The sequence below is a fragment of the Ruminococcus sp. genome (genome assembly GCF_017650195.1).
Lineage (GTDB): Bacteria > Bacillota > Clostridia > Oscillospirales > Ruminococcaceae > Ruminococcus.
This window is the reverse complement of record NZ_JAGCFH010000147.1, coordinates 1-5,028: the sequence shown is the minus strand read 5'-3', so window position 1 is coordinate 5,028 and position 5,028 is coordinate 1. Positions and strand designations below refer to the sequence as shown.

Below are 5,028 nucleotides of genomic sequence, written 5' to 3'. Positions count from 1 at the left end.
TCAAATGGAATCGTAACTACAAACGCCTCAGAAGAAGAGGATTTGATAGTGTTATGCTGGAATTTGGTCTTATTTGCTGTGGTTTCAACCTTCATAAGTATCATTTAAAGAAACAGGCAGCTTTAAAAGCCGCCTGAACTATCAATAAAATATATCTTTACCAGCGCGAAAAAAGCATTTTTCCTTCGTGCTTGTTCGTTATACCCTGTTTATGGGGAATTTGAGAAGTTTTCAACAATTAACATGAAAAACACAGTTGCCACTTCAAATTTTTCTTGAAGAGGCAACTGTGTTGTTTTTGAGGGCTGTTTTTTTACAGCCCCTTTGAGAGGGATATTCAAACTTGTTTTGTGGGGAACTTGTCAATAAGGTGCAGACAGAATTTCTGTATTTCAACGGCGTCATTGTTAGTCACACCGTCTCCAACGTTATAGCAGTCTGCGTTTTTCAGACCTATGTCTGTTATATGCTTTTCGTTGTCTCCGTTTATTCCGTAGCGTGAAGGATTTGCAAGAGACTGCATTATAAGCACGGCGTCTGCAATATCGATTTGACCGTCGCAGTTGGAGTCACCGTAGCTTATCTGTTCTTCTTCGTCTGACGTAGTTGAAGTTTCTGTAGATGTTGTCATAGAGGTTGTAGAAGATGTAATAGTGGTTGTTTCAGTGGTTGACGATGTGGTTGAAGTTGTAGTAGTGCTTGAGGATGTGGATGTCGTTGTGGTAGTTGTTACTGTATCGTTTCCTGATACTATTATAAATGCTTCTAAGCTTTCGGCAGCTGATTCAGCTGGATCTATCTGCTTTCCAGAGGTGTCTGAGGCATACCATGCCTGAAGGAAGGCAGTTTTCTGTTTTTTGATGTTTGACACGAGCTTGGCAATAGTATCCTCGTCAGTAACTGCTGTGGCTTCAGTTGTTGATACGTCCATTATTTGCTTGGGGGAGTTTATGTCTATTGTGATAGTATCGGATTTCTTGGTTTCCCATACATAAGCCACCCAATAGCTTTTGCCATCAAGTGAGGGAGAGAAGCCAAGGCAACCATTCATGAAGCCGGTATTGCTTCCGGTCTTGATCTCGACAAATGCTATATCCCCGATAGGAGAACCAAAATCGACTGTCCCGTCTGAGCCTTTCTTGCCGTAGACCTTGCTGCTGTCGGATATAGTAGAGGTAGTTGTAGTAGTCGTTGTGGTCACAGGCTTTGAAACTGTAGTAACTATAGTGGATTCAGCACTGCCTCTTGCGTACTTGTTTATAGCAGCAACGATCTCGGACTGCTTCCATGTACAGTTTGATCTGTCGAGTAGCATGAAGCTGATATCGTCCCACCAGCAGCAGGTGATACCTCTAGATGAGGCGTAAGCTGTGAAGTATGCAGCGCAGTCTATTCTAGGCTGAACATTGCCTCCTTTGTCACGGGCTCCGTATTCACCTATATAAACAGGTATGCCCTTTGACACGTACTTGTCGTACACCTTATCTATAGCTTGATTTATCTCGCCTGTATCTGTATTAATATTAAAGTAGTCAACGCTTTGGGAATCACTTTGCTCTGCAAGTGCAAAGCCATAGGGGAGATATGCGTGTACGGCAACGATAAGTCTATTCTGAACCTTGTCTGTTGGAAGCTGGAAGTTTTCGTTCGTAGCTCCATCAACAGAGCAGTCATAGCCGGGGATTGCAACATATCTTGTTCCGTTATTACCGCCTGATGAACGTATAGTATTGAGTATGTCCTGATTGAGCTTGTTTATGGTCTTTATAGCGTCAATACAATCACTGTTGGAGGGATTGATCCACCATTCATACTGATGATTAACGAGACGTGGTTCGTTCATGGTCTCAAATATGAGCTTATTGTCATAATCCTTGAATCTGTCAGCGATCTGTGTCCATACAGTAGTCATGTACTTCTTGGACTGCTCATAGTGCTTAGAATCGGGATACATATACTTCTCATCGTTATCGTGATGAACGTTGAGTATAACGTACATACCGTCATCTATAGCGTAATCAACGACCTCCTGAACTCTATCCATCCACTGTTTTGTTATGTTGTAGTTGCCGTCAACGTGATTGTGCCAGGATACGGGTATTCTTACTGTTCTGAAGCCGGCAGCTTTTACAGTGTCTATCATTTCTTTTGAGGTCTTGTAGCCACCGTTCCAGCAGGTTTCGATGCCCATCTCACTTCCTACCCAACCTGTATCGTCTATAGCGTCTAGGGTGTTACCAAGGTTCCAGCCGAGACGCATATCCTTTACAAAGTTGATACTCTCTGTATCGGGAACAGATTTTGAGGGGATGTTCAGATCAGGGATAGTGTAGCTTCCGGCTTGTACGTTCCTGCTCTCAATAAGAGCGGCAGAAGAGGACAGTGTAGACGGACTGTTAAATTGTATACTTGCAGCTGATGTGCTGAACAGTGTTCTTCCCGTCACTGATGAGGACGCAAGCGTTACAGCGGCGATAAAAGCTGAAAAGCTTTTTTTGAAAAATGACTTCATAGTATAACTCCCTTTCAATAGTATTATTAAATGTCTTTATATAAGCTAATAAATAGCTTCATCATAATTATTATAATTGATATGTGTGTAAAATTCAATGCTGTATTCGATTTGAAAAATATACTTTTCAGCTTTTTATAGTTGATTTTGAAAGGAATATATAGTATAATATTGTAAATTATACTTTGTGCGGCTTTAGCAGTGGCTGCATAAGCGTAATATTTCTCATGGAGGTGCAGTATGCGTAGAAGGATAGCGCTGATAACAGCCAATACAGACACTCTTTACCAGACGAGCATGATAAAGGCTATGTCAGCTCAAACAGCAGAGCTGGGATATGACCTTATCGTACTTACTCATTTTGTCAATTATGATAAGTCCAGCGAGTATCTGAAAGGTGATGAAAATATATACTCTCTCATAGACTGTCTGAGCTTTGACGGCGCTGTTGTAGACCTTGGTTCGTTTTATAGCCATTCTCTCGCCATAAAGATAGAGGAGATGCTCTATCGGAAGGGCGTACCTGTCATTTCTCTTGACTATAAGAGCGAATACTTTGAAAGCTGTCTACAAAACGACAGGGACGGTTTTAGAAAGCTCACAGAGCATTTCATAAAGGAACACGGTTTTACAGATATATACTGCCTAAGCGGACCAAGGGACGAGATACACTCCGAGGAGCGAATAAATGGCTACAAAGACGCTTTCTCTGTAAACGGGCTGGCTGTGAGTGAAGATAATATCTTTTACGGTGATTTTTGGATAGGAGAGGCTAAGCATTTTGCGGAAAGGATAGTTTCAGGGGAGCTCAGTAAGCCTCAGGCGATATTGTGCGGTAGTGATTACATGGCTCTGCAATTATGTCTTTCCCTTATGAAAAGCGGTATTCTTGTCCCGGAGGAGATATCGGTTGGAGGGTATGACGGAAATCCTGACGTAAATTATTATCAGCCTTCTTTAACGACTTACAGTGGCGCTTATCTTGAGAATACAGTAAGAGCGGTTTGCAGGCTCCATGAACTCATAAGCGGCAAAAAATGTACTGGTACTGTTGAGACGCGTTCTGTTCTCAGGACTGGAGCTAGCTGCGGATGTAGAGAAAGAAATTCACAGAGTGCCGATATAAGCCAGAAAATGCTTGATAACTCAATGCGCACAAATATATTCATGCACAGCGATTATTCCTCGGCGATGAGCAGTGTAAAGGATCTTCGTGGCTTTGCTGAGGCTATGCTAAGAAATATGTATCTTCTTGACGCTAGCGGAGATTTTTTTATATGCCTTTGCAGAGACACGATTAATGAAAACGGCTCCGCAGAAGAAATAACGAAGAGCGGCTATACTTGTGATATGAGGTGCGTAGTTACTCATGTAAACTACAGAGGAGATCTTACTCCAAGGGATTTTCAGCTTGAGTATATTATTCCAGAAGAACTTATAATTGATAGTCCGAGAACATATTTTTGCACGCCTCTTCATTACCTTGATAACAGTTTTGGCTACTGTGTCAGGCGGTACAGCGCGGAGGAGATAGTCTTTGAACAGTACTACGGCGAGTTCTGTCAGATAGCAGCAGACAGCATCGAAAGAGTAAGAATGCTTGCTTATGAAAGGTACCTCAACAATAAAATACAGAGACTTTCAGAGCGTGATATACTTACTGGACTTTTCAGTCAGAAGGGTATAATTTCCCGTATTGATGAACTGTGCAGGGATAGCAGTTGTTTTGGGGTGCTGTATAATATTGATGATACCGAAGAGAAAAAACAGGAGGAAGGAGAAGAATACATAAAGCGCATTTATGTTTCATTTGCGCAGGCGGTGAATCTTTCATGCATAAGAGGAGAGACTGCGGCACGGATAAGCAGGGACGAATTTCTGATAATAGGCAAATGCGACGGTTCAGAATTCCCAGAGCAGCTATTTATAAATACTCTCAAATCCAATATAAAAATGATAGAAAAGCAGCAAGGCGTAGCTCTTTCTTCCTCTATCTCACATTTTACGGCTGTGACGGAGGAACCGGTAAGCGCAGATAGGTTCATAAGGCTTCTGGAGGAAAAGCTTGAAGCCAGCAGAAGTTCTAAAGGCTTTGCCGGAAATGTATTTCTTGCCAAGATAAGGGAGCTGCACGATAATATCTACGAAGATCCGCAGTTCGATTGGAATGCGGCGGCTGAGTCTGGGAGACTGGGAATAAGTCAGTCATATTTTCAGCATATATATAGAAAATTCATTGATGTAAGCTTTAATAACGATGTAATTTCAGCAAGATTGGCTCTTGCGGAAAGACTGCTCGTGAATACGAACCTGCCTGTGAGTGAGATAGCAGAGAGGTGCGGATATTCTGAGCCATCCTATTTTATGAAACTTTTCCGGAACAGGAAGAAAATGACGGCTCTTGAATACAAAAGGAAAATGCTCGGTGCGATCACGCAAATGCCTGATTTGCCTCATTCACAAAAAAGGTAATATCCAAAACAGTATGTTTTTAATTCTAAAAAACTTTCATTTTA

3 protein-coding genes are annotated in these 5,028 nt (G+C 41.8%); 2 read left to right on the top strand and 1 reads right to left on the bottom strand.

Annotated elements, in window-relative coordinates:
- The coding region (locus J6U00_RS06725; RefSeq protein ID WP_296580406.1) for a transposase at positions 1–137 on the top strand (137 nt) is incomplete at its 5' end.
- Between the two features lie 200 nt (positions 138–337).
- Here the strand turns inward: J6U00_RS06725 and J6U00_RS06720 are convergent.
- Positions 338–2,512, bottom strand: a complete 2,175-nt coding sequence (locus tag J6U00_RS06720) for a cellulase family glycosylhydrolase (protein WP_296580405.1) — start codon at positions 2,510–2,512, stop codon at positions 338–340.
- Positions 2,513–2,752: 240 nt separating this feature from the next.
- Between J6U00_RS06720 and J6U00_RS06715 the strand changes: the two genes are divergently transcribed.
- Complete coding sequence (locus tag J6U00_RS06715; protein WP_296580403.1) at positions 2,753–4,984, top strand: substrate-binding domain-containing protein; 2,232 nt, start codon at positions 2,753–2,755, stop codon at positions 4,982–4,984.
- Positions 4,985–5,028 lie beyond the last annotated feature (44 nt).

Excerpts from the sequence above, each read along its gene's own strand:
- J6U00_RS06715 (WP_296580403.1), top strand. The coding sequence starts at position 2,753 with ATGCGTAGAAGGATAGCGCTGATAACAGCCAATACAGACACTCTTTAC.
- J6U00_RS06720 (WP_296580405.1), bottom strand. The coding sequence starts at position 2,512 with ATGAAGTCATTTTTCAAAAAAAGCTTTTCAGCTTTTATCGCCGCTGTA.